Source organism: Serratia sp. BNK-17 (assembly GCF_048684935.1).
Lineage (GTDB): Bacteria > Pseudomonadota > Gammaproteobacteria > Enterobacterales > Enterobacteriaceae > Serratia > Serratia nematodiphila.
On the sequence record NZ_JBLQTR010000001.1, the window covers coordinates 4,922,206 to 4,948,235 of the forward strand.

The following is a 26,030-nucleotide window of genomic DNA, read 5'->3' on the forward strand; positions in this document are numbered from 1 at the left end:
GCGGCAAAGCGCACGCCCATTCAAACCTGCTATTTTGGCACAGACTGACTTAGAATGTATCTTCTTGCGGCCTGTTTATACCTGGATGCCGCTTTTTCACCCAAAAGGATCTGATTTTCGATGCTGTTCAACCTGAAAAAGTTCTTTGGCGCCCTGCTGATGCCACTGCCGCTGTTGATGCTGCTGATGGGGCTGGCGCTGCTGCTGCTGTGGTTCACCCGCTGGCAAAAAAGCGGTAAGACGATTTTCACGCTGAGCTGGCTGTTTTTACTGCTTTTCAGCCTGCAACCGGTGGCCGACCGGCTGCTGCGGCCGATCGAAGCCGAATACCAGACTTATCGCGGTAACGATCCGGTCAGCTACATCGTCGTGTTGGGCGGGGGTTATACCTACAATCCCGATTGGGCGCCCAGTTCAAACCTGCTCGGCAACAGTCTGCCGCGCGTGACGGAAGGCGTGCGGCTCTACCTTGCACATCCCGGTGCCAGGATGGTGTTCACCGGCGCGTCCGCCGGCCCCATGCAAAGCAACGCCGCCACTGCGGCGCTGGTGGCCGAAAGCCTGGGCGTGCCGCGCAGTGATATGGTGATCTTGGGGGAACCGCGCGATACCGAGCAAGAGGCCGCTCAGGTCGCCAAATTGGTCGGCGAGCAACCGTTCATTCTGGTGACCTCCGCCAACCATCTGCCGCGCGCCATGCGTTTCTTCAAGGCTAAGGGGCTGCACCCGATCCCGGCGCCGGCCAACCAGTTGGCGATCGACTCGCCGCTGAATATCTGGGATCGCGCCACACCGTCGTCAATGTTCCTCGGCCATACCGAGCGCGCCTGGTATGAAACGCTGGGTAGTCTGTGGCAATGGCTGAAGGGCGCAGATAGCGCCGGCGCAGAGTAAAGCTCGTTCAACCGGCCAGCCAGGGCAGCAGCTGTTGAGACGCATAGTCGAACGGCCGCCGCTCCAGCTTGCCGGTATGGATCAAACGCCCTACCGCTTCCCACACCACATATAGCCAGCGCCGCGCCAGGAAAGCGTCGGCGACCGGCGCCCGCTGCAGATAGCTGAACAACAGCTGGCTGGGCATGCCCGCCTCGCAGAGGCGGAAAAGATCGTATTCGCGCGGCGCCCACAGCACTACGCCGGGATTGAGCATCGCCAGCAGTTGATCGCTTTTGGGATCTTTCAGCATGCTGCGCAGCGATAAGTTACCGTGCACCAGAACACAGGGATCATCGAAGCCGACGAAGAAATGGGTCAGCGCTTCGCGCGTGCGGTACAGCAAACGCCGATCCGCCATGGTCAACTGCGGGGTGGTGAGATTGACCACCGTCGCCCACAGCACTTCGACCCGCTGTTGATACCAGCAAAACCAATCATTCTCCTGCGTGCTGTCAACGCTGCCGACACTGCCGTGGCTGTCGATGCGGTGCCAGGCCAATATCCCGTCAACGATCTGCTCCATCAGCATATTCCAGCGATCCGGCGAGCGCGTCGGCGCCTCAGCCGACACGCCGCGCAGGCGCTCGATCAGCAGGATTTCCGTATACGGCGCCTGGTGGGTACACACCACACCATACACCGTAGGCAGGCGAATATCCCCGTCGCGCGCCAGCATCGACAGCTTGTACGCCTCCTGCTGGGCGATGCCCCGACAGATAAAGCTTTTCGCCATCAGCGGGATCGCGTTGCCCTGCCGATCGTACAGCGAATACATATGCGCATAAGGCTGTTCGCTCACCCGCTCCAGCCGGCTGATGGACTCACCCAGCACAATGCTCAGTTCGGCGCGTAACTGCTCCATAAGGCATTCACCTCAGGCTAATTAGGGGGGATGCGTAACATCATCGAACGACGAGCGGAAAAATTCTTCAACGCAGATCAACAAAACGGGGATCAATAATGGGGGTATTGCATCGTCGGCGCGTTGCGCGGCGCGCCGACGAAATCAGGCTCAGGGTTGAATGCTGTCGCGCACGCGCTGGAGGTCTTCCGGCGTATCGACCCCCACGCTCGGGATCGCTTTCGCGACCGCCACGTGGATCTTTTCACCGTACCACAGCACGCGCAGCTGTTCCAACAGCTCGATCTGCTCCAGTTGGCTCGGCGCCCAGCTGACGTAGCGGCGCACGAAGCCCGCGCGGTATGCGTAGATGCCGATATGACGCAGCAGGCTGTCGCCGATGCTCTCTTTCGACGCGGCGAAACGCTCGCGATCCCACGGAATGGTGGCGCGTGAGAAATAGAGCGCGTAGCCCTGCGCGTCCATCACCACCTTCACCGCATTGGGGTTGAAAGCCTCTTCGGCGCTCTCGATCGGCACCGCCAACGTCGCCATGCCGGCCTGGCTGCCCGCCAGGTTTTCCGCCACCTGCCGCACGATAACGGGTGGGATCAGCGGTTCGTCGCCCTGCACGTTAACGATGATCTGATCGTCGGCAAAGCCGTAGTGCGCGATCACTTCCGCCAGACGCTCGGTGCCGGAATGGTGATCCGGGCTGGTCATGCACACTTCGCCGCCGGCGGCTTCCACCGCTTTGGCGACTTCAGGATGATCGGTCGCCACGATGACGCGGCTGGCGCCGGACTCACGGGCGCGCTCCATCACATGCACCACCATCGGCTTGCCATGAATATCGGCCAGCGGTTTGCCCGGCAAACGGGTTGAGGCATAGCGGGCGGGAATAATAGCGATAAAACTCATGCGTGCTTCTCATCCAGCGACAGCGCACGCGCTTCATTTTCCAACAGCACCGGAATGCCATCACGCAGCGGGTAAGCCAACCCGTCCGCTTTGCACACCAGTTCCTGGTTTTCTTTATTGAAATAGAGTTTGCCGTTGCATACCGGGCAGGCAACGATTTCGAGTAAACGGTGGTCCATGCATCCTCCGCTAGGGGATAGGTCATCTGGGAAAGGCAGTGAGGATAGCATAACGCCCGGCCTCAGGTTAATCATCGGCGGCGCCAAGCCGCCGATATTTCCTCACTGCGTCAGCGCGACAGCTTGAACTGCGGCGCATCCCGGCGTAGAATTTTGTGACACAAATCACAAAAGAAAGCCGTGATATATGATCAAACGTCTGCATAAAATCATCGCTCTGTTCGCTAACTTCAGCCACTGAGCCCCTTTGTAACGAGCGACGCTTCACTTCGTTTTACCCCACCGACGGCGTCGCTCGTTATCCCACTTCCCAGCCGGCACCCCATTCTGCGGCCAACGCGGCCGGAATGTCGCCCAGCGCGACGCGTTGCGCACCGTGCCATTTGGCCGTGCGCGCGATGGCCTGCCGGATGTCCTGCGTTCGCTGTTTACCGAAGCGCACCTGCGGCTCCGCATGGAAACTGATGATCTCGAAGATGCCCTGGCGACGGTGCGCCTTGGCGTCAATCCGCCCCACCAGCTCGCCCCGATGCAGCACCGGCAACGTGAAGTAACCATAGCGACGTTTTTCTTTCGGCGTGTAACACTCCAGCCGATAGTCAAAGTTGAACAGTTCGAGCGCCCGGCGGCGATCCCACACCACCGGATCAAAAGGCGACAGCAGGCTGGTGACCGTCGATTTCAGTTTGCCCTGCTCCGCCAGCGGCAGCAGTTCCGCCTGTGATTCATGCACATAGAACTGCCCTTCCAGCCCCTCTACCTGCACCGGCGAAATTTCCCCCTGCGCCTGCAGCTCTGCCAGCAAGGCTTTTGGCGCCACGCGTTTCAGCCGATAATAATCCGCCAACCACTCGGCGCGGAAAATGCCCAGATAGCGGCAGGTGCGATGCAACATCTGCCGGCGCGCCCGCTCCGCAGGCAGCGCATGACGCGCATCGTCCCAGGCCGGCAGCAGCCTTTCGGTCAGATCGTAAACCCGGTGGAAGTTGCGACGCTCGGCCACCATCAGCTTGCCGGCGGTAAACAGGATCTCCAGGTGCCGTTTCTCCGGTTTCCAGTCCCACCACCCGCTGTTGCCTTTCTTCTCGGCGCTGAAATCGGCGGAACGCACCGGCCCCTGTTGTTCGATGTGCCGCAGTAGGTTGTCCATCGCTGCCTGGTGCTGCTGCACCCAGTCGGCCGAGTATTTCCAGCCCATATCATGCGGCGCCAGCATGCGATGCCGCAACAGACCAAAATCCTCGATCGGCAGGAAACAGGCCTCGTGCGCCCAATACTCGAACAGCTTGCGGCCGGCGAGCGCCTGCTCCAGCCACTCCGGCTGATAGGCCCCCAAACGGCTGAACAGCACCAGATACGGGCTGCGGGCGACGACGCTAATGGTATCGATTTGTAATAGCCCCATGCGCTGGATCGCGCTCACGACGTCATCGGGCCGAGCCTGGCGTTTAAGCGGAGAAAGCAGCCCCTGGGCGGCAAGGTGCAGCGCGCGAGCGGCGGTAAGGGAAATGGTCGGGGTGGTCATCCTGATATCCGTGGCGAGTAGGCAATGGCCTGATAATAGTGGATATCGCGGGATTTATCTTCGCCAGTGCTTGCGGGTGGCGACACCGGCACTGGCGAGGAAGGAGGATGCGATCAGAACGCGATAACGTCTGCCGCGGACAGCCCATGCGAGCTGCGATAGATCGAGAACTCAACGTTCTGACCTTCGTTCAACGACTTATTTTTGGTGTTGGCGATAGCATTGCGGTTGACATAGATTTCGTCGCTGCCATCTACCGGTGAAATAAAACCATAGCCTTCGGCCTGATTAAACCATTTCACACGACCCATTTTTAACACAGTATTTTTAAACATAACTTATATCCTTTTACTTGAGCATCCTTGACAACGTCATTTTTTATATTGTCTGGACGCTACCAGCCCATCCTAAAGTTTTTCGTAACAAACCTCTCGTGAGCAAAAAAATAAAAAACCCGCACTAAGGCGGGCTTGTTGAACTTAATATCTTCCGCATGACTCAGCGCTGAAGCGTCACCATGGTTGTATTAAGATCTCTTTATACGCGTTCCCTGTCTTCTTACAGAGCAACTACGTTGGCGGCAGCCGGCCCGCGCGGGCTGTCCTGGATGGTGTACTCGACGCGCTGGCCTTCAGCCAGGGTCTTGAAACCGTCGGTCATGATTGCGGAGAAGTGTACGAATACATCTTTGCCGCCGTCGTGCTGCTCAATGAAACCAAAACCTTTGCTTTCGTTGAACCACTTAACTTGACCCGTCTTCTTAGACATTACTTTTACCTTTAAATATATTTACAAAACCTGCCATAAGAGGCAATTGCGGCCATTTCAGAAACATTACTTATGGGAGGTACTTAGAAGGTTCGTCTTTGAAGCGGAATCGGATGATAACGTTTTTGGAGGAACTGCTTAACTCTAAACTCGAACATAAATAGGTCTGGATTACAGGCCGACTTGCATTAACTCATAAAAATGGTGAATGCACAAGAGGTTTATTGCAATAAATTCATCATTACGCCGAATTTATTTTTATCCCCATGAATATACATGACTTAATTTAACGCTCGCCGCAGCCGATCCAGCGCGTTCCTCTCCTCACCGGGGCATCATTTGCCCATCTGAGCGCTGCAAATGAGAGCTAACGCATAAAACTCTAATATGCTTGGCGCCGCTATAACAAATCCCAAATCAGATGGCTAAACTTGAGGGGAAAACAAGGCAGACGGCTTTTTCGCCAGCACTTTTGCCGCTAAAAACACGATTTTTCAGATTATGCTGAATCAAGGAGCTATGCGCATGACCGCCCAGCAGTTCGTTTCACCTAATGAAATCCGCGCCAGATTCTCTCACGCGATGTCGGACATGTATCAAAAAGAGGTACCGCTGTACGGCGATCTGCTGGAGCTGGTGGCGGAAACCAACCGGCAGGTTCTACGCGAAGATGCCGCACTGGCTCATCAACTGCAAATCACCGGCGAGATCGAACGCCTGGCCATGGAGCGCCACGGCGCGATCCGGGTCGGCACGGCGGACGAACTGGCCACCCTGCGCCGCCTGTTCCGGGTGATGGGCATGGCGCCGGTCGGTTACTATGACCTGTCGGTGGCGGGCGTTCCGGTGCACTCCACCGCTTTTCGCGCCATACACGAAGATGCGCTGCAGATCAGTCCTTTCCGCGTGTTCACCTCCCTGCTGCGCCTGGAACTGATAGAAGATCCCGCGCTGCGTGCGCTGGCCGAGCGCTTGCTGGCGCGCCGCCGTATCTTTACCGATCGCGCGCTGGAGCTGATGGCGCTGCAGGAAGCGCAAGGCGGGCTGAATGAAGTGCAGGCGCAAGAATTTGTCGAACAAGCGCTGGAAACCTTCCGCTGGCATAACCAGGCGACGGTCAGCGCCGAAGAATACCGGCAGCTGCACGATCAGCATCGCCTGATCGCCGACGTGGTGGCGTTTAAAGGGCCGCATATCAACCATCTGACACCACGTACGCTGGATATCGATCGCGTTCAGCAAGCGATGCCCGGCCGCGGTATTACGCCCAAAGCGGTCATCGAGGGCCCGCCGCGCCGCCGCCGCGCGATCCTGCTGCGCCAAACCAGCTTCAAAGCGTTGGAAGAAAGCGTCGATTTCGTTGAGCACGACGGCCACGCCATCGCCGGTCACCATACCGCGCGCTTCGGCGAGATCGAACAACGCGGCGTGGCGCTAACGCCTAAAGGACGCGAACTTTATGACCGTTTGCTGCAGGCGACCAACGATGCGTTACAGGCGCCGCCGAGCGAGAAGAATGCCGAGCGCTACTATCAACTGCTGGAAGAAAACTTCCGGGCGTTTCCGGATGATTACGCCACGCTGCGTGAGCAACAGTTGGCCTGGTTCCGCTATTTCCCGACCGAATGCGGCCTGGCGGCCAAAGAGTCGCTGGACAAGCACAGCACCCTGGAACAATTGATCGAGAAAGAACACGTTCGCTTCCAGCCTCTGGTATATGAAGATTTTCTGCCGGTCAGCGCGGCGGGGATTTTCCAGTCAAATCTGGGTGACAGCCGCCACGCGCAGTACAATGCCGCTTCCAGCCGAGCAGCGTTTGAACAAGCGTTGGGCAGTGAGGTGATCGACGAGCTGGCGCTGTATCAACAAACCCAGCAGCGTTCGCTGGAAGCCTGCGCGCAAGCCCTGGGGCTTGCCACGCTGGCATCCTGAGATTACTTAGTCAGCAGAGATTCGATATCCTGCAGCAGTTGCTCAGCCTGAGCGGACGGTAGCACCGCATCAACCGGCAAATACCACCAATTAGGCTGGGCAAAGGCGCGACACTTCACCGCGTCCTTCTCCGTCATCAACAGCGTTTGATCGGCTGCAACCAACGCCGCCAGCGGTTCCTGCTGATATTCCTGATGATCGGCAAACGCCACTTCCTGCACGACTTCGACGTTCAACTTTTCCAACGTCGCGAAGAAACGCGGCGGATGGCCGATGCCCGCCATCGCCACCACGCGCGGCAGCTCGGCCGCCGGGCGACGTTCACCGCTCAGCAGGTTCACCGCATCACGCGCCTGCAGGCGCATGGCAATTTCCCCGGCCTGCGCCACGCCGCCATTGGCGACGCGCGCATCGACGCTGCCAAGCCGCGCGGCGCGCTCGCGCATCGGCCCGGCCGGCAACCACCAGCCGTTGCCGAAACGACGCACGCCGTCGATGACCACCAGCTCGAAGTCACGCTGTAAAGCGTAGTGCTGCAAGCCGTCGTCGGTGATGATCACATCCAGCGGCTGTTGTTGCAGCAGGGCCTGCACCGCCTCGGCTCGCTTGGGCGCGATCGCCACAGGCGCACCGGTACGTTGATAAATCAGCACCGGCTCATCGCCCGCCTCGCGGGTCGACGTATTCTGACCGAGCACCAGCGGATAAACCGCCGACTTGCCGCCGTAGCCGCGTGACACCACGCCAACGCGATAGCCCCGTTGTTGCAGGTGTTCCACCAGCCAAATCACCATCGGCGTTTTACCGTTGCCGCCGGCGGTGAGGTTACCCACCACCACTACCGGCACCGGCGAACGCCAACTTTTACGCAGGCCGCAGCGGTAACTGAGACGGATCAGCCAACTGAACAAGCCATAGAGCCACGAGAGCGGCAATAGCGCCAGATAAAGCAACGAACCGCCGGACCAGATGCGCTCAATCATTATTGACCAAACTGCATGCGGTGCAGCTGCGCATAGGCGCCCTGCCGCTCAAGCAACTCGGCGTGTTCACCGCGTTCGACGATGCGGCCGTCCTCCACCACCAGGATCTCGTCCGCCTTCTCAATGGTCGACAGACGGTGCGCGATCACCAGCGAAGTGCGGTCTTTCTGCAACTCGTCCAGCGCGGCCTGAATGGCACGCTCGGATTCGGTATCCAGCGCAGACGTCGCCTCATCCAGGATCAGGATCGGGCAATCGCGCAGCAAAGCACGCGCGATGGCAATGCGCTGACGTTGGCCGCCGGACAGCATCACACCGTTTTCACCGATCACCGTATCCAGACCGTTTTCCATCTTGTTGATGAAGTCCATCGCGTACGCCATTTCCGCCGCTTTCTCAATCTGCTCGCGGCTGTATTCGCTCTCACGCGCATAGGCGATGTTGTTGGCGATGGTGTCGTTGAACAGGTGCACGTTTTGCGAAACCAGGGCCACCTGATTGCGCAGCGAGGCCAGGGTATATTCACGCAGATCGTGGCCATCCATCAGGATTTCGCCTTCCTGAATATCGTAGAAGCGCGTCAGCAGGTTGGCGATGGTGGATTTACCCGAACCGGAACGGCCCACCAACGCGACGGTCTTGCCTTCGGCGATTTTCAGGTTGATATCACGCAGCGCCGGCGTTTCTTTGGCCGGGTAGTAGAAGGTGACGTTGCGGAATTCGATATCGCCTTTCGCACGCTTCACTTCGCGGGTGCCGGTGTCTTTTTCCTGTTCCATATCCAAAATGGAGAACAGCGTCTGACAGGCCGCCATCCCTCGCTGGAACTGGGCATTGACGTTGGTCAGCGACTTCAGCGGACGCATCAGCGCGATCATCGACGAGAACACCACGGTAATGGTGCCGGCAGTCAGGGTTTCCATCACACTTGGGAAGCTGGCGGCAAACAGCACGAACGCCAGGGCCAGCGAAGCAATCAGCTGAATGATCGGATCGGAAATGGAAGACGCGGAGACCAGTTTCATGCCCTGTTGGCGCATGCGGTTGCTCACCGAGTTAAAGCGCTCGGTTTCCACCTGCTGGCCGCCGAAGATCAGCACTTCTTTATGGCCTTTCAGCATCTGCTCGGCGCTGGTGGTGACCTGCCCCATGGTGTTCTGCATGTTCTTGCTGATGTTGCGGAAACGCTTGGACACCAGGCGAATGGCGATGGAGACGATCGGCGCCAGCACGATCAGGATCACCGACAGCTGCCAGCTGTAGTAGAACATCATGATGAACAGGCCAATGATCGAGGCTCCTTCACGCACTACGGTCACCAGCGCGCTGGAAGAGGAGGAAGCTACCTGCTCGGAATCATAGGTAATGCGCGACAGCAAAGTCCCGGTGGACTGCTGATCGAAGAAGGCCACCGGCATTCTCATCATGTGGCCAAACAGGCGGCGGCGCATTTGCATCACCACCATGCCGGAAACCCAGGAAATGCAGTAGCTTGAAACAAAACTGGTCACGCCGCGCATCAACATCAGCGCAATCACCGCCAACGGCATCCATACCAGCACGCTGCTGTCGGTTTTTCCAAACCCATCGTCCAATAGCGGTTTAAGCAGAGACAGCATCAGCGTGTCCCCCGCTGCGTTCATAATCAACGCAATGGCGGCCACAATCAGCCCGGTCTTAAAAGGAGTGATCATCGGCCAGAGTCGACGGAACGTCTGCCAGGTCGAGAGATCTTTATCATTCATCATGCAAATACCAGCATCGGAAGAAATAGCGGCCTATTTTACTCATTATCACCCTCTACGCCAAACCGCTGATGGTACCAACGGGGCATTAATTGTTCGCGAAAGCCTTTAATTTGCCAATCGTTGTCGAAAAAAAGTACCGATAACTGACCGGAGCGCGTCGTATCGCGCCATTGGATGCCATTTGCCCGGTATCTGGCGACCACTTTCCGCGCCGGCAATCGCCATTTGTTGTAACGCGATGCGGAGGCCAGCGCCACTTCGGGATTGACCGCGCGCAGAAACGGCGGCGTCGAGGACGTCTTGCTGCCGTGATGCCCCACCTGCAACACCGTTGCCGCCAAGCGATCGCGCCGCAACCGTAACAGCTGCGCCTCCGCCTGCTTTTCCGCATCGCCGGTGAGCAGCAAACTGAATTGCCCATCGTCGATGCGGATCACGCAGGAGTCGTCATTGACCGGCCTTTTGCGCGTTTTCGGTGGCCACAGCACCTCGAATTGCAGCGATTGCCAGCGCCAACGCTCCCCGGCGATGCAGGGCAAGTGTCCTTCCCCGCGTATCGGGCTGCGCACCGTCGCCTGCGGAAACGCCCGCCGCATCACCGGCAGCCCGCCGATATGATCGAGGTGAATATGGCTGATAATGATCTGCTCCAGTTCAATATTCCGCCAGTTCAACATCGGTAAGATATGCCGTTCGGCAGCGCAGCCCGTGGGCCAACGATCGCCGGTATCGTACAGTATCCCCTTGCCGTTTTGCTCGATAACCACCGCCAACCCGTGCCCGACATCAAGCATATCGACGCGCCAGCGATAGTCCGGCGCTTTGCCACGCCACAACACGCAGCATATCGCCACCGCCGCCAGCCCCGGCGCATAGCGCCACCACCAATGAAAGCGCCAGCAGATAACGATAAGCCATCCCGCTATGCTGGCCAGCAGCGAGGCGGCCCCCAAATCCACCCAACCGCGTTGCAGGTAATGCAGCGGCACAAACACCCCGCTCAACGTGAAATCTGCCAACCACCAAAGCCCGTAACTTAGCGAGGGGAAGACGCCGCCGATCACCGCCAGCAAAATCAACGGCACCGTCACCAATGAGACGATGGGCACAGCCCAAAGGTTGGCAGGCAGCGAGGTCAGCGTCAGACCTAAAAACAGCGCGACCTGCATCGGTACCAGCAACAACGTCATGCCCAACTGAATATGCAGCCAGCGTACCGGCGCCCAATACCAGGCCGAGCGAAATCGCTCGCTGAGCGGTGCCCATTCAAACCAAAAAATCAAACACCCCACCGCCAGCACCGACAGCCAAAAACTGTCTGACAAAACCGCCAACGGATCGCACAGCAAAATCAGCCCGATACACCACAGCCACACTTGCCAGGAAGAACAATGAACGCCGCGCAAGCGCAACAGCATCCACAGCGTCATCGCCAACGCGGTACGCACCGCCGGCGGTTGGGCGCCCACCAACCAAACATAGATCAGCGTCGCCACCCAGCCTGCGACCAATGGAAAGCGATAGCCAATCAAATGGGCGGGAAGAAAAAACTGCAGCGCTCGCAACGCGGCCCAGAACAAAATGGCGACCATCGCCACATGCAACCCTGAAATGGCCATCAGGTGAGCGATGCCGGTTTTCAGCATCAGCGTGCGCAAAGCCTGCTCCAGCGCGGTTCGTTCCCCAAACGCCAGCGCCAGCAATACCGCCTTGTAACGCAATTCACCGATGTTGGTTTCCGCATGGCTGATGATGCGCTGGCGCAGCCCGCAATCGCCATCCAGCAAACTTGCCTGCCTGACCCGCCCCGTCAACGGCTGGCGCTGGGCAATCGCCCAACGTTGGCTGTCAAATCCGCCTTCATTGAGCTTGCCATGTACCGGCCGCAGGCGCAGTTTCAATTGCCAACGCTGCCCGGCGCACAGCCGCTGCCGTTCGGGAGCCCACGTCGTGGTAAACGCCAGCGCAGGCGCCAACCAATGACCGTCGACCCGCTCGATGCGCATCAGCGTCTGTTTACTGGCGGCGGGCTCCAGCGCGACGCTGCTCACCTGCACCACCGCCGTCACGTCCGGCATGCGAGTTAAGCGCTCCATTTGCCCGAGCAGGCTTCCGGCGTTGAAAACCGCCCATGTGAATCCCAATCCCAGGCAGGCCAAATAGCGGCAGAACGGCCAACGCGCGCGCAACAGCAAGCAGCCGACAAACAGCATCGGCCACAGCAGCCATAGTTCTGGCAACTGCGGTAAAATCAGCAGCGGCAGGATGCCGCAGATAACGGCGAATATCGCCAGATTCAGCGAAATTTTGATCGTTCTTCTCCCATCGCACCCGCCACGCGCACAAGCGCGTTACGGCAGGCAAACAGGATGAGTCAAGCGGCATGTCGCGACCAGCGGGCTTTAGCGAGAATGCGGCGATCACGCCAGGGTAAGAGAGGTTTATGCAGCAACTACACCGCAAATGCGGCGCAGTACGCAATTCACAAGCGTATCGTGGAGAATCGCAGGCGAAAAAAAACGGCGCCTTACAGGCACCGTTTTATATTCTTTACAAGCAACAACGCTATGATCAGTCAGCGACTAGCCATAGATATTGGCGCGGTCACGCAACTCTTTGCCTGGTTTGAAGTGAGGAACGTACTTGCCGTCCAGCTCGACTTTGTCACCGGTTTTCGGGTTGCGGCCTACACGCGGGGCACGGTAGTGAAGAGAAAAACTGCCGAATCCGCGGATCTCAATGCGTTCGCCCTCGGCCAGCGTAGCGGCCATGTGCTCAAGCATCTCTTTCACTGCATCCTCAACGGCCTTCGCCGGAATATGAGATTGCTGGCCAGCAAGTCTTTCAATAAGTTCAGACTTGGTCATAGTACCTCCAAGCTTTGCAGCTAAACTACCGTATTGGGGCGGTCAGCGACCGCCCCCCGTCATTACTCGCCTTTAGCCGCTTTGAAAGCTTCAGCCATTGCGTTAGAGAAGTTGCCTTCTTCCTGTTTGTTGTTAACAGTTGCGATGGCGTCTTTCTCGTCAGCTTCGTCCTTAGCACGTACGGACAGGCTTACAACGCGGTTCTTACGGTCAACGCCGGTGAATTTAGCTTCAACTTCGTCACCTACGTTCAGAACCAGAGTTGCATCTTCAATGCGGTCGCGAGAGGCTTCAGATGCACGCAGGTAACCTTCTACGCCGCCTGCCAATTCAACTGTAGCACCTTTGGCGTCAACTGCAGTGACTTTACCAGTAACAATAGCACCTTTCTTGTTCATAGACAGGTAGTTATTGAACGGGTCTTCAGCCAGTTGTTTCACGCCCAGGGAGATACGCTCGCGCTCTGCGTCAACTTGCAGAACAACAGCAGCGATTTCGTCGCCTTTCTTGTATTCACGTACTGCTTCTTCGCCTGCAACGTTCCAGGAGATGTCAGACAGGTGAACCAGGCCGTCGATGCCGCCGTCCAGGCCGATGAAGATACCGAAGTCAGTGATAGACTTGATTTTACCTTCAACGCGGTCGCCCTTGTTGTGGGTTTCTGCGAACTGCTGCCATGGGTTGGATTTGCACTGCTTCAGGCCCAGGGAGATACGACGACGTTCTTCATCGATGTCCAGAACCATCACTTCCACTACATCGCCCACGTTAACAACTTTGGACGGATGGATGTTTTTGTTGGTCCAATCCATTTCAGAAACGTGTACCAGACCTTCAACGCCTTCTTCGATTTCTACGAAGCAGCCGTAATCAGTCAGGTTGGTTACACGGCCAGTCAGCTTGGTGCCTTCTGGGTAACGTTTCGCGATAGCAACCCATGGATCTTCGCCCAGCTGTTTCAGGCCCAGGGATACACGAGTACGCTCGCGGTCGAACTTCAGCACTTTAACAGTGATTTCATCGCCAACATTGACGATTTCGCTTGGGTGCTTAACGCGTTTCCAAGCCATGTCAGTGATGTGCAGCAGGCCGTCTACGCCGCCCAGATCAACGAATGCACCGTAGTCAGTGAGGTTCTTAACGATACCTTTAACTTCCATGCCTTCCTGCAGGTTTTCCAGCAGTTGATCGCGCTCAGCGCTGTTCTCGGATTCGATAACCGCACGGCGAGAAACGACAACGTTGTTGCGCTTCTGATCCAGCTTGATGACTTTGAACTCAAGCTCTTTGCCTTCCAGGTGCAGAGTGTCACGTACCGGACGCACGTCAACCAGAGAACCTGGCAGGAACGCGCGGATGCCGTTCAGCTCGACGGTGAAGCCACCCTTCACTTTGCCGTTGATAACACCGGTTACAGTCTCAGCTTCTTCGTAGGCTTTTTCCAGCGTGATCCAAGCTTCGTGACGCTTAGCTTTCTCACGGGACAGCAGGGTTTCACCGAAGCCGTCTTCAACAGCATCCAGAGCAACGTCAACTTCGTCACCAACCTGGATTTCCAGCTCGCCCTGGGCGTTTTTGAATTGCTCAGCCGGGATGGCAGACTCAGATTTCAGACCGGCGTCAACCAGTACGATATCTTTGTCGATAGCAACAACGACGCCACGAACGATGGAACCCGGGCGGGTTTCGATTTCTTTTAAGGATTCTTCAAAGAGTTGAGCGAAAGATTCAGTCATGTTGTTAATCTTCAGGGTTCTTTAGTTTAACGTCCATTTAGCGTCCCGCCGAATGGGGTTGTTTCACATACCCCGCCATTGGCTCCATGCCGACAGGGTTTAAGGTTACAGGGGTAAAATTTTACCCGATATATTGCGATACCGCTATGACAAATATGACAAAAAGCCAATAGCGCCGCCGCGCTTATTGCTGCGGCAACGCCAACACTTTCTGTGCATACGTCAACGCCTGCCGGATCACTTCTTCGATCGACATGCTGGTAGAATCCAGCACGAGGGCGTCAGAAGCGGGCACCAGAGGCGCGATAGGCCGATTACGGTCACGGTCGTCCCGTTCCTTTATCTCGGCTAAAAGACGTTCAAAGTTAACATTAAAGCCTTTCTCCTGCAACTGCAGCATGCGGCGGTGCGCGCGCTCCTCCGAGCTGGCGTCGAGGAAAATCTTGACCGGCGCGTCAGGGAACACCACCGTGCCCATGTCGCGGCCATCGGCAATCAGGCCGGGCGCCTCGCGGAATGCGCGCTGGCGGCGCAGCAACGCCTCGCGCACGCGCGGAAACGCAGCCGCTTGCGACGCGGTGTTGCCGACGGTTTCGGTGCGGATCTCATTACTGACGTCCTCACCTTCCAAAATCACCTGCAGCTTGCCGTCCTGGGCAACGAAGCGAACATCGAGATGTGCGGCCAGCGGAACCAGCGCTTCCTCAGAAGTGATATCCACCTGATGATGCAACGCCGCCAGCGCCAGCACGCGATAGATCGCGCCGGAGTCCAGCAAACGCCAACCAAGGGACTCGGCCAACGCTTTACACAGCGTGCCTTTGCCCGCGCCACTTGGTCCATCAACGGTTATCACCGGGGCTGTAGCCGTCATTTCTCTCTCCTTCAGGTAGAAAACCTCACAGAGACACGGCGTGCTTCGACTCGAAGCCCGTGAGCTCTGTCACCTGCCCAATCAGGGGCAAATACGGTGGCGTATTATACGCTGCCCTACGGCGATCTGTTACCCTGGAACTATCCGGTTGTTGAAAATAAGCGCATAACCGCGAAAAAGTATAGAAGAAACGCCGGTCGCCAAAGGTTAAAAACGATAAAGGCCCGCAAAGGGGCCTTAAAATAAACGATTTGACGGGTTACGCCGGCTGGCTGATGCGCGCCAGCTGTTCGAAATAATCCGGGAAGGTCTTCGCGGTGCATTTCGGATCGAGAATGGTGACCGGCGTATCCGACAGCGCCACCAGCGAGAAGCACATTGCCATGCGGTGATCGTTGTAGGTGCCGATCTCGGCGAACTGCAGTTTGGCCGGCGGCACGACGTGAATGTAGTCTTCGCCTTCGTCCACTTCCGCCCCCACTTTACGCAGCTCGGTGGCCATCGCCGCCAGACGGTCGGTCTCCTTCACCCGCCAGTTGTAGATATTGCGGATGGTGGTCGGCCCCTCGGCGAACAGCGCTGCGGTGGCGATGGTCATCGCCGCGTCGGGAATGTGGTTCATGTCCATGTCGATGCCGCGCAGTTCACCGCGGCTGCACTCGATGAAATCGTCGCCCCAGGTGATGCGCGCGCCCATTTTCTCCAGCACGTCGGCAAACTTGGTGTCGCCCTGCACGCTTTTGCGACCGATGCCGGTCACGCGCACGGTGCCGCCCTTGATCGCCGCCGCCGCCAGGAAGTAAGAGGCGGAAGAAGCGTCGCCCTCAACCAGGTAATCGCCCGGCGCGATATACGTCTGGCGCCCCTGGATATGGAATACCCGGTAGTTGTCGTGGCTCACCGATACGCCGAAGGTGCGCATCAGGTGCAGCGTGATGTCGATGTACGGCTTGGAAACCAGCTCGCCCTTGATGTGGATCTGCGTATCCTGCGGCGCCAGGGGCGCGGTCATCAGCAACGCGGTCAGGAACTGGCTGGAGACGCTGCCGTCAACGGTGACATCGCCGCCCTGGAAACCGCCGCGTAGGCGAATCGGCGGGTAATCGGTCTGTTCGAGGTAATCAATCTGCGCCCCGCCCTGGCGCAACGCGTCCACCAGATGGCCGATCGGGCGTTCTTTCATGCGGGGTTCCCCGGTCAGCACCACGTCGCCTTCACCGAGGCACAGCGCCGCCGCCAGTGGGCGCATCGCGGTGCCGGCATTGCCGAGGAACAGTTCCAGCGGCTGGTTGGCCACCAACGGCCCGGCCACGCCGGTCACTTCACACACGGTGCGGTCGGCGGAAAGCCGGTAGTTCACACCCAACGCCTGCAGCGCATTCAGCATATGACGCACGTCGTCGCTGTCCAGCAGGTTGGTCAGCCGGGTCGTTCCCTCCGCCAGCGCCGCCAGCAGCAGAGCGCGGTTAGAAACGCTCTTCGAGCCGGGTAAGTTGACGGTGCCATTGACCAGGGCGACCGGTTGTAACGTCAGGGAATCCACCATGTGAACAAAACTCTCCAATTCTGATAAACGAAACGGCTCCGGAATAATGCCGGAGCCGCTTTAATGCAAAAGGACAACAGCCTGAGGCCGCCCGCGCCTGGCGGGCTGCCGGAATCAACCGTGACGACGTTCGAAGTCGGCCATGAAGTCGGTCAGCGCCTGGACGCCGGCCAGCGGCATGGCATTGTAAATAGAAGCGCGCATGCCGCCAACTACCCGGTGGCCTTTCAGCGCCTGCAGGCCGATGGCCTCGGCTTCGCTGAGGAACACCTTGTCCAGCGCCGCATCGGCCAGCTGGAACGGCACGTTCATCCAGGAACGGTTGGCGATCGCCACCTGGCTGCGGTAAAAGTCGGATTTATCGATGGTTGCGTACAGCAGCTCGGCCTTGGCCTGATTGCGTTTTTGCATCTCCACCAGGCCGCCCTGCTCTTTCAGCCATTTGAACACCAGCCCGGACAAGTACCAGGCGAAGGTCGGCGGGGTGTTGAACATCGAGCCGTTCTCGGCCAGCACGGTGTAATCAAGGATAGACGGCACTTCTTTGCGCGCCTTGCCCAGCAGATCGTCGCGCACGATCACCAGCGTCAGGCCGGCCGGGCCGATATTTTTCTGCGCGCCGGCGTAAATCACGCCGAAACGGCTGACGTCGAGCGGGCGGGACAGGATGGTCGAGGAGTAATCGCCGATCACCACTTTGTCGCCGAAGTCCGGCGTTTCATCGATGGCCACGCCGTCGATGGTCTCATTCGGGCAATAGTGCACGTAAGCCGCGTCGTTGCTCAGTTGCCACTCTTTCATCGGCGTGATGCCGCTCAGGCCGTCGATGCGGGTTTTCACGTCGATGACGTTCGGGGCGCAATACTTTTCCGCTTCCTTGATGGCGCTGTGCGCCCAATAGCCGCCGTCGATATAGTCGGCGGTGGCCTTGTCGCCCAGCAGGTTCAGCGGCAGCGCGGCGAACTGCGCGCGGGCGCCGCCGTGGCAAAACAGCACTTTATAGTTGGAGGGGACTTTCAGCAGATCGCGCAGATCCTGTTCCGCCTGCTCGGCAACGGCGATGAATTCTTTGCTGCGGTGACTGATCTCCATCACAGACGTTCCCAGGCCGTGCCAGTTGCACAGTTCCTGTTCCGCACGACGCAACACTTCCACCGGCAGCATCGCCGGACCAGAGCTAAAATTATAAACCTGAGTCATTTCCCCTCACCACATTCACTGTTCGCCGCAGAAAAGCGACCTGTCGAAAAGACGCCCGAAGTTAACGCTCGCGTTAACCAACCCATCGGTTTTATCACTCACGCCCCATGGCTGCAACGCTTATTCGCCCGTCGGCGGCAAACGGCCGTGCCGGGTGATGACAGGCTCTGCGGCCGTCGCGATTGTTTGGACGATAAAACCCTGTGACATGGGGAAATTCAGCGGGTTAACGCGGTGTTTTATGCTGTATTCAGCCAACATGGCTGCGGGAGCCCGGATGGCCCCCGCAGGAGAGGAAACGATCAGTACTGATTAAACATCTGCTGGATCTGCTTCGCGTCTTTGGTTTGCGTCAGCGCCAGCTGCAGCAGAATGCGCGCCTTTTGCGGATTCAGCGTGCCGGCGGCCACGAAGCCGTACTTGGCGTCGTCCACTTCCGCATCCTCGGTGGTGGCGCCGGTCGGCACGCGCGAAGAACGCACCACCGCCACGCCGTTGTGCGCCGCCGTCGCCAGGGTGTCGAACACGGTTTTATACAGGTTGCCGTTGCCGACCCCGGCGCTGACGATACCCTGATAGCCTTCGGCGATCAGCGCCTTGGCCGGCGCATCGGAGGCGTTGGCGTAGTTGTAGACGATGCCGACCTTCGGCAGCTCGTTCAGCTTGCTGACGTCGAACGGCGTCTCCCGGGTATGCTTACGCTGCGGCGAGCGCTGGTAATCGATCTTGCCGTTGTGGGTATACCCCAGCGGGCCGTAGTTTGGCGACTGGAAGGTCTGCACGGCGGTGGTATTGGTCTTGGTGACGTCACGCGCGTCCAGCACGGTGTCGTTCATCGCCACCAGCACCCCGCGATTGGCCGATTGCGGATCTGCCGCCGTCACCACCGCGTTATACAGGTTGAACGGGCCGTCGGCGCTCATCGCCGTCGCCGGCCGCATCGCCCCCACCAACACCACCGGCTTGTCGCATTTCACCGTCAAATCAAGGAAATAGGCCGTCTCTTCCAGCGTATCGGTGCCGTGGGTGATGACGAAGCCGTCGGTTTTGCCGCAGTCGGCGTCAATTTTCTTCGCCAGCGTCAGCCAGACCTGATCGTTCATGTCCTGCGAGCCGATGTTCACCACCTGTTCCCCCTGCACGTTGGCGATATCTTTCAGCGCCGGCACCGCATCGACCAACGCCTCGACGCCCAGTTTGCCCGCGGTATAGTTGGATTTCGTCGCCGAATCGCCGCCGCCGGCGATAGTGCCGCCGGTCGCCAGCAGGGTGATGTTGGGCAGCGCCAGCGCCGAGGCGCTGACACCGGTCAACAAGAGGGTTAACGCGCTGAGTTTCACTGATTTCATTAGATTTCTCCGTGACAGATAACTTGCTGAATTATGGCCTTTATCCTTAAAAAAACTGTGACTTTGCCACCGCTTTAGGAATACATGGAGCTCCAGCGTAAAACCCCGTATCATTGCGCGTTTTTAGTACGCGCAAAAAGTGAAGACAATGACGCAAACTTTTATCCCCGGTAAAGACGCCGCCCTGGAAGACTCCATCTCCCGTTTCCAGCAGAAACTGAGCGATCTCGGTTTCAACATCGAAGAAGCCTCCTGGCTGAACCCGGTGCCGCACGTGTGGTCGGTGCACATCCGCGATCGCGATTGCCCGCTGTGCTTCACCAACGGCAAAGGCGCCAGCAAAAAAGCCGCGCTGGCCTCCGCGCTGGGTGAATATTTCGAGCGCCTGTCCACCAACTACTTCTTCGCCGATTTCTATCTGGGCAAGCAGATCGCCGAAGGCGACTTCGTGCACTATCCGAATGAGAAATGGTTCCCGATCCCTGAAGACGACGCGCTGCCGGCCGGCATCCTCGACGAACGTCTGCACGCCTTCTACGATCCGCAGCAAGAGCTGAGCGCCAGCGATCTGGTCGATCTGCAGTCCGGCAACGCCGATCGCGGCGTGTGTGCACTGCCGTTTACCCGTCAGTCCGACCAGCAAACCGTGTACATCCCGATGAATATCATCGGCAACCTGTATGTTTCCAACGGCATGTCCGCCGGCAACACCGCCAACGAAGCGCGCGTGCAGGGCCTGTCGGAAGTGTTCGAGCGTTATGTGAAAAACCGCATCATCGCCGAATCCATCAGCCTGCCGGCGATCCCGGACGAGGTGCTGAACCGCTACCCGGGCGTGGTGGAAGCTATCGCCAAGCTGGAAGAGGAAGGTTTCCCGATCCTCTCCTATGACGCCTCGCTGGGCGGCAACTACCCGGTGATCTGCGTGGTGCTGTTCAACCCGACCAACGGCACCTGCTTCGCTTCATTCGGCGCGCACCCGGACTTCGGCGTGGCGCTGGAGCGCACGGTAACCGAACTGCTGCAGGGCCGCAGCCTGAAAGATCTCGACGTGTTCACCGCGCCGACCTTCGATGACGAAGAAGTGGCGGAACACACCAACCTGGAAACGCACTTCATCGACTCGAGCGGCCTGATTTCCTGGGATCTGTTCAAACAGGATGCCGATTACCCGTTCGTTGACTGGAACTTCAGCGGCAGCACGCAGGAAGAGTTCGCCACCCTGATGAGCATCTTCGACAAGGAAGACGCGGAAGTGTACATCGCCGACTACGAGCACCTGGGCGTCTACGCTTGCCGCATCATCGTGCCGGGCATGTCCGATATCTACCCGGCGGAAGACCTGCTGCTGGCTAACAACAGCATGGGCGCGCACCTGCGCGATACGCTGCTGGCGCTGCCGGGCAGCGAGTGGGAGCCGGAAGAATACCTGGCGCTGATCGAGCAGTTGGACGACGAAGGGCTGGACGATTTCACCCGCGTACGCGAACTGCTGGGCATTGCCAGCGGCAAAGACAACGCCTGGTATACCCTGCGCGTGGGCGAGCTGAAATCGATGCTGGCGCTGGCGGGCGGCGATCTGGATCAGGCGCTGATCTGGACCGAATGGACGCAGGACTTCAACGCCTCGGTGCTGAGCCCGGCGCGCAGCAACTACTACCGCTGCCTGCAAACGCTGCTGCTGCTGGCGCAGGAGCCTGAACGCGAAGCGGCGCAGTACTATACCGCGTTCGTGAAGATGTACGGCCAGGAAGCGGTCGACGCCGCCTCCGCCGCCATCAGCGGTGAAGAGCGCTTCAACGGGCTGTTCGCCGTCGATGCCGATCTGAAGGCGCTGCCGGCCCATCAGGCGCTGCTGGCGGCTTACGAGAAGCTGCAGGCGGCCAAACGCCGCCACTGGGCCAAGGCCTAAGCATCATCAGGGGATACTGCCACTTTGGGAGTACCCCTGTTGCCAAACGCCGCACTCCGTTGCGGCGTTTTCAATTTTACGGTTTATTTCAACGCATTCGGTTTTATTTTTTCGCCGGGAAATAGGTGGTTAAACGACCATAAAAATAAATAAACCGTCAATTGTTGCCGGACGGTGAAATAATAATTAACCGATAATTAAACTTTCAACGCCGCGCGGCGACAAAACGCCTAAAAATTTAACTTTACTCCACGCCGACCACTCGGTGGATTCAAAAAAATTTGCAAACATTAAAAAATTGTTTTTGATTAAAAATCAATAAATTAACCATAAAAACCACACAAAAAACACGCCATTTCACCGCTCTACTTCCCCGCCTTATGATCCAAATCAAATTTTCCCCTATACTGCTTTGCTAGTATCTCATTGCGTTGTTTTAACCCTTAAGAGCGAGAGTTAGTTTGAAAACTGACAGCCCCTTCGATCTGATTTTACCTGCGGCAACGGCGAAAATCGCTGAAGATGCCGGCGTGTATAAAGCCACCAAACATCCGCTGAAAACGTTTTATTTGGCGATCACCGCCGGTGTCTTCATTTCCATCGCCTTCGTCTTCTACATCACGGCGACCACCGGCACCGCCGGCGTGCCTTTCGGGCTGGCGAAACTGGTCGGCGGCATCTGCTTCTCTCTCGGGTTAATGCTGGTGGTGGTGTCGGGCGCCGACCTGTTCACCTCTACCGTGCTTATCGTCATCGCCAAGGCCAGCGGCCGCATCAGCTGGGGCCAGCTGGGCGCCAACTGGCTGAACGTTTATCTCGGCAACCTGGTCGGCGCGCTGTTCTTCGTGGCGCTGATCTGGTTCTCCGGCGAGTATATGGTCGCCAACGGCCAGTGGGGCCTGAATGTCCTGCAAACCGCAGACCACAAGCTGCATCACACCTTCATCGAAGCCGTCTGCCTCGGCATTCTGGCCAACCTGATGGTCTGCCTGGCGGTCTGGATGAGCTACTCCGGCCGCACCCTGACCGACAAGATGCTCGCCATGGTGCTGCCGGTCGGGATGTTTGTCGCCAGCGGCTTCGAGCACAGCATCGCCAACATGTTTATGATCCCTATGGGCATCGTGGTCAAACACTTCGCCACGCCGGAATTCTGGCAAGCCGTAGGGGCGGTACCTGAGCAATTCGCTCATCTGACAGTAAGCAACTTCATCATCGATAACCTGATTCCGGTCACCCTCGGTAACATCATCGGCGGTGGTCTGCTGGTTGGGTTGACTTACTGGGTAATTTATCTGCGCGGGGGCCGCGAGCAGCACTAAGCTGTGAGTAACCGCGCGCAGAGTTAGAAATCCACAATCAAAGGTAGGTGTACAATGACCGAACTTAACGAGAAATTAGCCAACGCTTGGGAAGGTTTCAGCAAGGGTGACTGGCAGAATGAAGTCAACGTTCGTGACTTCATCCAGAAAAACTACACGCCTTATGAGGGTGACGAGTCTTTCCTGGCTGGCGCTACTCAAGCCACCACCACCTTGTGGGACAAGGTTATGGAAGGGATCAAACTGGAAAACCGCACTCATGCGCCGGTTGATTTCGACACCAACGTTGCTTCAACCATCGTTTCTCACGACGCGGGTTACATCGCCAAAGAGCTGGAAACCATCGTGGGTCTGCAGACCGACGCCCCGCTGAAACGCGCTCTGATCCCGTTCGGCGGCATCAAAATGGTCGAAGGTTCGTGCAAAGTGTACGGCCGCGAACTGGATCCGCAGCTGAAAAAAGTGTTCACCGAATACCGCAAAACCCACAACCAGGGCGTATTCGACGTTTACACCAAAGACATCCTGAACTGCCGTAAATCCGGCGTGCTGACCGGTCTGCCGGACGCCTACGGCCGCGGCCGCATCATCGGCGACTACCGCCGCGTTGCGCTGTACGGTATCGACTTCCTGATGGCCGACAAGCTGAACCAGTTCAAATCGCTGCAGGAAAAACTGGAAAACGGCGAAGACCTGGAAATGACCATCCAGCTGCGCGAAGAGATCGCTGAACAGCATCGCGCTCTGGCTCAGATCAAAGAGATGGCCGCCAAATACGGTTACGACATCTCCGGCCCGGCCACCAGCGCCCAAGAAGCGGTGCAGTGGACCTACTTCGGCTACCTGGCCGCGGTGAAATCCCAGAACGGCGCCGCCATGTCCTTCGGCCGCGTGTCCACCTTCCTCGACGTGTTCATCGAGCGCGACATCAAGGCGGGCAAACTGACCGAAGAGCAAGCGCAGGAGCTGATCGACCACCTGGTGATGAAACTGCGTATGGTGCGCTTCCTGCGTACCCCTGAGTACGATGAGCTGTTCTCCGGCGACCCAATCTGGGCGACTGAGTCCCTGGCCGGTATGGGCGTCGACGGCCGTACCTTGGTCACCAAAAACAGCTTCCGCTTCCTGAACACCCTGTACACCATGGGGCCGTCTCCGGAACCGAACATGACCATCCTGTGGTCTGAGAAGCTGCCGCTGAACTTCAAGAAATTCGCGGCGAAAGTGTCCATCGACACCTCTTCCGTTCAGTACGAAAACGACGACCTGATGCGCCCTGACTTCAACAACGATGACTACGCCATCGCTTGCTGCGTCAGCCCGATGATCGTCGGCAAACAAATGCAGTTCTTCGGCGCCCGCGCCAACCTGGCGAAAACCATGCTGTACGCCATCAACGGCGGCGTTGACGAAAAACTGAAAATGCAGGTCGGCCCGAAAGAAGCGCCGATGATGGACGAAGTGCTGGACTATGACAAAGTCATGGCGCGCATGGACCACTTTATGGATTGGCTGGCCAAGCAGTACGTGACCGCGCTGAACATCATTCACTACATGCACGACAAGTACAGCTACGAAGCTGCGCTGATGGCGCTGCATGACCGTGACGTTTATCGCACCATGGCTTGCGGCATCGCCGGTCTGTCCGTGGCGGCCGACTCCCTGTCCGCCATCAAGTACGCGAAAGTCACCACCATTCGCGACGAAGACGGCCTGGCTATCGACTTCAAAGTGGAAGGCGAGTATCCGCAGTTCGGTAACAACGACGCCCGCGTCGATGACATCGCCTGCGACCTGGTTGAGCGTTTCATGAAGAAAATTCAGAAACTGCGCACCTACCGCAACGCGGTACCGACCCAGTCCGTACTGACCATCACATCCAACGTGGTGTACGGTAAGAAAACCGGTAACACCCCGGATGGCCGCCGCGCCGGCGCACCATTCGGCCCAGGCGCCAACCCGATGCACGGCCGCGACCAGAAAGGCGCAGTAGCCTCCCTGACCTCGGTAGCCAAACTGCCGTTTGCCTACGCGAAAGACGGGATCTCCTACACCTTCTCCATCGTGCCTAACGCGCTGGGTAAAGACGACGACGTGCGTAAAGCCAACCTGGCGGGCCTGATGGATGGTTACTTCCACCATGAAGCCTCCATCGAAGGCGGCCAGCACCTGAACGTCAACGTAATGAACCGCGAAATGCTGCTGGACGCGATGGAAAACCCTGAGAAATACCCTCAGCTGACCATCCGCGTCTCCGGTTACGCCGTGCGCTTCAACTCGCTGACCAAAGAGCAACAGCAGGACGTCATTACTCGTACTTTCACTCAAACGATGTAATGCGCCAGCCGGGCGGGAAACCGCTCGGTAGCAACGTCAGGGCCGGTTCTGCCGGCCCTTTTCTCCCACCGCTCTCCCCTGACTCTGTACGAGTCTGTTTTGCCGGACATCTATACTGAATGGATAGCCGGCAAAACAGTTATCCGGCAACTGACCGGCCGACAGGCATCATTACCCCCGGTGGCGGGCTCACTCCGCCACTGCATCGCAGATACCTGGCCGGCGGCCACGCGCCTATTTTTAGACTGCGTTTGACAGTCAATATTGGAGAAAACCCCGCAATGTCAGTAACTGGTCGCATCCACTCCTTCGAATCCTGCGGCACCGTCGACGGGCCAGGGATCCGCTTTATCGTCTTCTTCCAAGGCTGCCTGATGCGCTGCCTCTATTGCCATAACCGCGACACCTGGGATACCCACGGCGGCAAAGAAGTGACCGTCGAAGAGCTGATGAAAGACGCGGTGGCCTACCGCCACTTCATGAACGCTTCCGGCGGCGGCGTGACCGCATCCGGCGGCGAAGCGATCCTGCAGGCTGAATTCGTGCGCGACTGGTTCCGCGCCTGCCATGCCGAAGGCATCAATACCTGCCTGGATACCAACGGCTTCGTGCGCCGCTACGATCCGGTGATCGACGAGCTGCTGGACACCACCGATCTGGTGATGCTGGATCTGAAACAGATGAACGATGAGATCCATCAGAATCTGGTCGGCGTCTCCAACCATCGCACGCTGGAATTCGCCCGCTACCTGGCGAAACGCAACCAGCGCACCTGGATCCGCTACGTGGTGGTGCCGGGTTGGTCAGACGACGACAAATCGGCGCATTTGCTGGGCGAGTTTACCAAAGACATGACCAACATCGAGAAAATCGAGCTGCTGCCCTACCACGAGCTGGGCAAGCACAAATGGGTGGCGATGGGGGAAGAGTACAAGCTGGACGGCGTTCATCCGCCGAAGGCCGAGACCATGGATCGCGTCAAAGGCATCCTGGAAAGCTACGGCCACAAAGTGATCTACTGATTGGCGCGCGCCACAAGAAAAAACCGGCTCAT

21 protein-coding genes are annotated in these 26,030 nt (G+C 58.1%); 6 read left to right on the top strand and 15 right to left on the bottom strand.

Going from position 1 to position 26,030, the window contains the following annotated elements:
- The first annotated feature begins 120 nt into the window (after nt 1-120).
- Nucleotides 121-894: an envelope biogenesis factor ElyC gene (gene elyC, locus ACMGF7_RS23605; protein WP_015377333.1), complete on the top strand. Its 774-nt coding sequence runs from the start codon at nt 121-123 to the stop codon at nt 892-894.
- Between the two features lie 7 nt (nt 895-901).
- On the opposite strand, the gene ACMGF7_RS23610 is transcribed toward elyC, so the two are convergent.
- The 6 genes from ACMGF7_RS23610 to cspE all read right to left on the bottom strand — a co-directional run bounded on the left by ACMGF7_RS23610 (nt 902) and on the right by cspE (nt 5,170).
- A complete protein-coding gene (locus ACMGF7_RS23610) occupies nt 902-1,798 on the bottom strand; it encodes a YcbJ family phosphotransferase (RefSeq protein ID WP_015377332.1) in 897 nt (298 codons plus the stop codon).
- Nucleotides 1,799-1,948: 150 nt separating this feature from the next.
- Nucleotides 1,949-2,698, bottom strand: a complete 750-nt coding sequence (kdsB, locus tag ACMGF7_RS23615; protein ID WP_004928235.1) for a 3-deoxy-manno-octulosonate cytidylyltransferase — start codon at nt 2,696-2,698, stop codon at nt 1,949-1,951.
- A complete protein-coding gene (locus tag ACMGF7_RS23620; RefSeq protein WP_004928237.1) occupies nt 2,695-2,877 on the bottom strand; it encodes a Trm112 family protein in 183 nt (60 codons plus the stop codon). Before ACMGF7_RS23620 ends, kdsB begins: the two co-directional genes overlap by 4 nt.
- A 298-nt stretch (nt 2,878-3,175) precedes the next feature.
- Nucleotides 3,176-4,402 (bottom strand): winged helix-turn-helix domain-containing protein, encoded by a 1,227-nt coding sequence (locus ACMGF7_RS23625; RefSeq protein ID WP_164095249.1) that lies wholly within the window; start codon nt 4,400-4,402, stop codon nt 3,176-3,178.
- A gap of 113 nt (nt 4,403-4,515) precedes the next feature.
- Nucleotides 4,516-4,737, bottom strand: coding sequence for a cold-shock protein (locus tag ACMGF7_RS23630; RefSeq protein WP_004928241.1), 222 nt, complete (start codon nt 4,735-4,737; stop codon nt 4,516-4,518).
- Nucleotides 4,738-4,960: 223 nt separating this feature from the next.
- Nucleotides 4,961-5,170 carry a cold shock domain-containing protein gene (gene cspE / locus ACMGF7_RS23635; protein ID WP_004928244.1) on the bottom strand — a complete coding sequence of 70 codons (210 nt, stop codon included), beginning with the start codon at nt 5,168-5,170 and terminating at the stop codon, nt 4,961-4,963.
- Between the two features lie 525 nt (nt 5,171-5,695).
- Between cspE and ACMGF7_RS23640 the strand changes: the two genes are divergently transcribed.
- Nucleotides 5,696-7,102, top strand: coding sequence for a VOC family protein (locus ACMGF7_RS23640; RefSeq protein WP_033633443.1), 1,407 nt, complete (start codon nt 5,696-5,698; stop codon nt 7,100-7,102).
- A 2-nt stretch (nt 7,103-7,104) separates the two neighbouring features.
- On the opposite strand, the gene lpxK is transcribed toward ACMGF7_RS23640, so the two are convergent.
- From lpxK to ansB, 9 genes are all read right to left on the bottom strand, one after another.
- Nucleotides 7,105-8,085, bottom strand: a complete 981-nt coding sequence (gene lpxK, locus ACMGF7_RS23645; RefSeq protein WP_004928251.1) for a tetraacyldisaccharide 4'-kinase — start codon at nt 8,083-8,085, stop codon at nt 7,105-7,107.
- A complete protein-coding gene (msbA, locus tag ACMGF7_RS23650; RefSeq protein WP_021504329.1) occupies nt 8,085-9,833 on the bottom strand; it encodes a lipid A ABC transporter ATP-binding protein/permease MsbA in 1,749 nt (582 codons plus the stop codon). The genes lpxK and msbA overlap by 1 nt, the downstream gene beginning before the upstream one ends.
- A gap of 35 nt (nt 9,834-9,868) precedes the next feature.
- Nucleotides 9,869-12,145 carry a ComEC family protein gene (locus ACMGF7_RS23655; protein WP_420286779.1) on the bottom strand — a complete coding sequence of 759 codons (2,277 nt, stop codon included), beginning with the start codon at nt 12,143-12,145 and terminating at the stop codon, nt 9,869-9,871.
- Between the two features lie 270 nt (nt 12,146-12,415).
- On the bottom strand, nt 12,416-12,700 hold the full coding sequence (gene ihfB, locus ACMGF7_RS23660) for an integration host factor subunit beta (protein ID WP_004928264.1): 285 nt from the start codon (nt 12,698-12,700) through the stop codon (nt 12,416-12,418).
- Nucleotides 12,701-12,762: 62 nt separating this feature from the next.
- On the bottom strand, nt 12,763-14,436 hold the full coding sequence (gene rpsA, locus ACMGF7_RS23665; protein ID WP_004928267.1) for a 30S ribosomal protein S1: 1,674 nt from the start codon (nt 14,434-14,436) through the stop codon (nt 12,763-12,765).
- A gap of 184 nt (nt 14,437-14,620) precedes the next feature.
- Nucleotides 14,621-15,310 carry a (d)CMP kinase gene (gene cmk / locus ACMGF7_RS23670; protein ID WP_004928270.1) on the bottom strand — a complete coding sequence of 230 codons (690 nt, stop codon included), beginning with the start codon at nt 15,308-15,310 and terminating at the stop codon, nt 14,621-14,623.
- 259 nt (nt 15,311-15,569) lie between these two features.
- Nucleotides 15,570-16,856 carry a 3-phosphoshikimate 1-carboxyvinyltransferase gene (gene aroA, locus ACMGF7_RS23675; protein WP_016928320.1) on the bottom strand — a complete coding sequence of 429 codons (1,287 nt, stop codon included), beginning with the start codon at nt 16,854-16,856 and terminating at the stop codon, nt 15,570-15,572.
- A 114-nt stretch (nt 16,857-16,970) separates the two neighbouring features.
- Entirely contained in the window at nt 16,971-18,056 is a 1,086-nt protein-coding gene (serC, locus tag ACMGF7_RS23680) for a 3-phosphoserine/phosphohydroxythreonine transaminase (protein ID WP_004928275.1), read from the bottom strand.
- A 302-nt stretch (nt 18,057-18,358) separates the two neighbouring features.
- On the bottom strand, nt 18,359-19,405 hold the full coding sequence (ansB, locus tag ACMGF7_RS23685) for an L-asparaginase 2 (protein ID WP_420286735.1): 1,047 nt from the start codon (nt 19,403-19,405) through the stop codon (nt 18,359-18,361).
- A gap of 148 nt (nt 19,406-19,553) precedes the next feature.
- Between ansB and ycaO the strand changes: the two genes are divergently transcribed.
- The 4 genes from ycaO (at nt 19,554) to pflA (ending at nt 25,998) form a co-directional block, all read left to right on the top strand.
- Entirely contained in the window at nt 19,554-21,317 is a 1,764-nt protein-coding gene (ycaO, locus tag ACMGF7_RS23690; protein WP_004928282.1) for a 30S ribosomal protein S12 methylthiotransferase accessory factor YcaO, read from the top strand.
- Between the two features lie 461 nt (nt 21,318-21,778).
- Nucleotides 21,779-22,639, top strand: a complete 861-nt coding sequence (gene focA / locus ACMGF7_RS23695) for a formate transporter FocA (RefSeq protein ID WP_004928284.1) — start codon at nt 21,779-21,781, stop codon at nt 22,637-22,639.
- A 54-nt stretch (nt 22,640-22,693) separates the two neighbouring features.
- Nucleotides 22,694-24,976: a formate C-acetyltransferase gene (gene pflB / locus ACMGF7_RS23700; RefSeq protein ID WP_004928286.1), complete on the top strand. Its 2,283-nt coding sequence runs from the start codon at nt 22,694-22,696 to the stop codon at nt 24,974-24,976.
- 281 nt (nt 24,977-25,257) lie between these two features.
- Nucleotides 25,258-25,998, top strand: a complete 741-nt coding sequence (gene pflA / locus ACMGF7_RS23705) for a pyruvate formate lyase 1-activating protein (RefSeq protein ID WP_015377324.1) — start codon at nt 25,258-25,260, stop codon at nt 25,996-25,998.
- The last annotated feature ends 32 nt before the right edge of the window (nt 25,999-26,030 follow it).